Here is a 4,366-nt window from a genome sequence, read left to right as displayed (position 1 = left end):
GCGCCTTTTTTTGAATTCCAATGCAGGTCCCAGAAATCAGATAGTGCTGCTGCACCACCACCGTCATCCTGCGCATGAAGAAACTCCGTGACCATATAGATATTGGTGTCAGCAAGAATTTTTTGTGTGCTGTAATAATCTTCATAGTGGTTGCAATCGATACCATTAAAGGCATTTCCTGGTTTGTGGTGTGCATGGATCACTGGTCTTGCAGAAAGGTCATATTTAGCAAAATGATCATCGAGGGCAAAGTTATGACCGCCTTCGTTACCATTAGCCCAAAAGATAATGGAAGGGTGGTTGGCATCGCGGATCACCATTTCTTTCACGAGTGGAGTACCTGCTTTTGTGCTATATGCTTTTTGCCACCCTGCAAGTTCGTCTATCACGTAAAGGCCTAAGGAATCGCAATATTGAAGGAAAGTTTTATCAGGAGGATAATGAGAGCACCTTACGGCATTCATGTTCATCCCTTTAATGAGTTTTACATCTGCGAGATCGATCTCCGGACTTACCGTTCTACCTGTTTCAGGCCACCATACATGTCTGTTGATGCCTTTCATTTTTACCTTAACGCCATTCACATAAATACCGTCCTGCTTTCTCACTTCAATCGTCCTGAAGCCGAACTTTTCTTCTGTTTGATAAATAACATTATTGCCGTCTTTGAGGTAAACTTTTACCTTGTATAAGTTAGGTGTTTCTGCATTCCATAACAATGGTTTTTTTACCGTTGTTTTTAGCTGTACCAGCGAATCATTTGCTACAGTAGTGGTTGTAGCGGTAGCTATTACAGCACCTTTTTTGTCTATAATTTCAGCAGCAATTGTTTTGCCTTTGGTTACATTCTGTAAAAATACATTCATGGCAAAAGTACCATCGGCCTTCGCGTTAATTGCGGTATGGCTAATGTGTGCCTCCGGTGTTGCTTCCAGGTAAACGGGTCTGAAAATACCACCAAAGATCCAAAAATCTGCCAGTCGCTCCGCGTTATTTACTGAATTATCAGCAGACATTTTACTTACCGTAACTTGTATGGAATTGGGCTTATTGAGCAACACTTTATCAGTGATGTCATAAGAAAAGCGGTAAAATGAACCCTGGTGAATAGGGCCTGCTAATTTCCCATTGATCTTAACTTCCGTATCAGTCATGGAGCCTTCAAAAACCAGGTTGATTTTCTTGCCTTTCCATCCTGCAGGGAGGTTAAATTTATAGCCATATATTCCCTTTTCATCTGCAAAGCGGAAGTTTTTGCCATAAGTAACATAATCACGGCCATAGTTGTAAGTACCAAAACCTTGTTGTTCCCAATTGGAAGGTACTTGAATTTTACTCCAGAAACCACTGTTTCTTCCGGCCGAACACCAGAAATCCCATTCTACAGTATTTTTGTTGTCTCTGCCAGAGAGGTATTGAACTTCTTTAACAGCAGATTGTGCATGGAGCAATTGTGTGCTTGCCAAAAGAAGGAAAAACAGAACTATTTTTTTAAAGTACAAAGCAGTATTCATAAATGTTTAAATTCTATTAAGGGTATTAATTGCCGTCAGGTTTCAAGGTTGAACTCTTAGGGCTTAAAGGAAGAAAAAAGGTATCGACAGCATCGGGTTGTGAAGGGTTGAATGCTGGGCTGTCTATCAGGTATTTTTGAAGTCCAAGGTGATTGGTTTTGATGCCTTCGATGATGCATTTTGCAATTTCATAAGCACCATAGGTGTTAAAATGAGTATTGTCTGCAAGGGCTAGCTCCTGACCAGGAAAAGTTCCTGCGGGGTAATGGACAAATGCTTTTTTTGAGGGCTCCACACCTAAAGCATCGTAGAATATGGTCGTCATGGCATTGAGGTCAATTAATGCAACATGTTGTTCAGCGGCTACTTTACGTGCTGCTGCAGGAAAATCACCCAAGGTATTGATGGTTTTTCCGTTTTCGTCGAAAGAGCGGCGGGCGGTAGAGGTTACAATTACTGGAATGGCTTTTTTAGCACGCACTTCATCAATAAAAAGTTGAAGTCTTTTGGTATAAGAACCGTATGCACCAGCCTCAGGGCCTTTTTCTTTTTGATCGTTATGTCCGAATTCTACAAACAGGTAATCTCCTGGTTTAATTACACTTAATATTTTATCTAATCGGTGGCTTCCTAAAAAACTGCCTAATGACAGGCCAGATTGTGCATGGTTGGCAATGGCAACGCCTGGTTTAAAAAAACGAGGAATCATTTGTCCCCACGATGCCCATGGTTCTTCATCCTGATCTACCACTGTAGAATTTCCAGCAAGAAAGACCGTTACCTGGTTCTCTACTTTTTCTATTTCAATAGCCTTAAGTTGAGGCTTAGTATTGTTAAATTCCAGGGTTAATTTCTCATCCCAGGTTAAGCTACCCACTTCACGGGGTTTTAAGCTTACGTTGCCGCCCCCTTTAATCGCGGGTGTCCTCACATTGACAACGAAACTTACTTTTTTAAGTTCTCCCTTTTTGGTTTTTATATTTTCCAGCATCAAGCGGCGTGATTCTGCCTTTACTGTGGTTAAGCTTTCGCCATTAGCATCACCTAAGGTCAGCGTTACTTTATAATTCCCTTCGGGAACTTTTACAGAAAAATAAAAGGGTTGATTTGTGCCTGCCGAACTGTTAAAGTCAAAACCGTAGCCTGTTTGCTCGGTATATTTCATTTCAGTACCTACTGGAGTAAAGCCTTTTTGCACTTTGCCGGTGCCGAAAGTAAATTGATAAGGAATAGGTTTTTGCTGGGCGGTTGCTTGTGATATTGGATTAGCTAAAAGCCCTATAAATGACAATGCAACTAGTTTAGATATAGTTTTGCTTAACATTTTATTCAACAATGGTTATAAATGGTGAACCTGAAACCAGGATTTTAATGTATTGCAGTCAAATGTATCACCTATATTTTAAATCCGTGTCCTGTGCCATCCTGCATGGACCACTCTTCAAAGCCTATAGCAGGACAGTTAAGTACAGTTATCTTAAATTCATTTTTTATAATTGTTTATTATACTAACCAAATATTTAATCAACTGCTGAATTTCAATCCTATGTTAAATAAGGTATTGACTGATAGTAGGTTTGAAATGAAGCCTTGCCTCTCGGAACCTATGAACTATTTTAAACCATGACTAAGCTACACCAATTTCGCATTTCTCTTTCCTTAGTTTTTTTATTCCTGTTATGTAGCTTTTATGGCCATGCCCAACGCCAGATGGAACAGCTAGGACGTGGACTTATTGCTATTCCTACGCCAAAAAAAGATGTTTTTGTAAGCTGGCGTTTATTAGGAACCGATGCTGAAAACATTTCCTTTAATTTATATCGCAAATCGGGGAATAACAAACCCATAAAGCTGAATAAACAACCTTTATCAACCGCAACCAATTATACAGACAGCGATGTTAACTTAACAGAAACTAATTCTTATAGTGTTAGGCCGGTTTTAAATGGCAAAGAAACTGAGGAAAGTAAAGCCTTTCTTCTGGTTGCAAATGCCCCTGTTGAACAATACCTTACTATTCCTTTAAAAACACCGCAAGGTTATAAGCCTAACGACTGTAGCATAGGTGACTTGGATGGCGATGGGGAGTACGAGCTTATAGTACACCAGGCCGGCAGGGCAAGGGATAACTCCAGTAATGGTTTTACTGATCCCCCGGTTTTTCAGGCTTATCGCCTTGATGGTACGATGTTGTGGGAAATTAACCTGGGCATCAATATTCGGGAGGGTGCGCATTATACCCAATTTATGGTGTACGATCTTGATGGTGACGGCATAGCCGAGTTTGCCTGCAAAACTGCAGACGGCACCAAAGATGGCCTGGGAAAAGTGATTGGTGATGCCAGCAAAGACTGGAGAAATGCAAATGGTAAAATATTAGCCGGGCCTGAGTTCTTTACTATTTTTAATGGGAAAACTGGTGCTGCAATGGCTACAACAGATTACCTGCCTTCACGGGGTAACCTGGCAGGCTGGGGTGGCGGTGGTGGCAATGGCCATAATGACAATACAGGCAATCGTGCAGATCGTTTTACCGCCTGCATTGCCTACCTCGATGGAAAGAGACCAAGCATTGTGATGTGTCGTGGGTATTATGGACGTACTGTTTTAGCAGCCTGGGATTGGCGTGATGGTCAATTGACTTCCAGATGGATCTTTGATACGGAGAATGGTTCAAATCCTTATTCAGGCATGGGCAACCACAACCTCTCGGTTGCAGATGTAGATGGGGATGGAAAGGATGAAATTATTTATGGCTCCATGTGTGTTGATGACGATGGAAAAGGCCTTTACACTACCGGATTGAGGCATGGTGACGCATTGCATGTGAGTGACCTTGATCCTGACCGCCC

At 41.5% G+C, this 4,366-nt stretch carries 2 protein-coding genes and 1 pseudogene; 1 reads left to right on the top strand and 2 read right to left on the bottom strand.

Annotated elements, in window-relative coordinates:
* Together ACR2F7_RS07515 and ACR2F7_RS07510 are read right to left on the bottom strand one after the other, a co-directional pair.
* Nucleotides 1–1,514 (bottom strand): glycoside hydrolase family 2 protein (locus ACR2F7_RS07515; protein WP_432712967.1); only part of this gene is annotated, 1,514 nt, incomplete at its 3' end.
* Nucleotides 1,515–1,539: 25 nt separating this feature from the next.
* Complete coding sequence (locus tag ACR2F7_RS07510; RefSeq protein ID WP_432712966.1) at nucleotides 1,540–2,805, bottom strand: rhamnogalacturonan acetylesterase; 1,266 nt, start codon at nucleotides 2,803–2,805, stop codon at nucleotides 1,540–1,542.
* Between the two features lie 332 nt (nucleotides 2,806–3,137).
* On the opposite strand from ACR2F7_RS07510, the pseudogene ACR2F7_RS07505 reads away from it, so the two are divergent.
* A pseudogene (locus ACR2F7_RS07505) lies at nucleotides 3,138–4,366 on the top strand (hypothetical protein); the annotation flags it as partial.

Source organism: Pedobacter sp. (assembly GCF_045628745.1).
Classification (GTDB): Bacteria; Bacteroidota; Bacteroidia; order Sphingobacteriales; family Sphingobacteriaceae; genus Pedobacter.
Note: the sequence above shows the minus strand (reverse complement) of the source record. Positions and strands in the feature narration are given on the sequence as shown.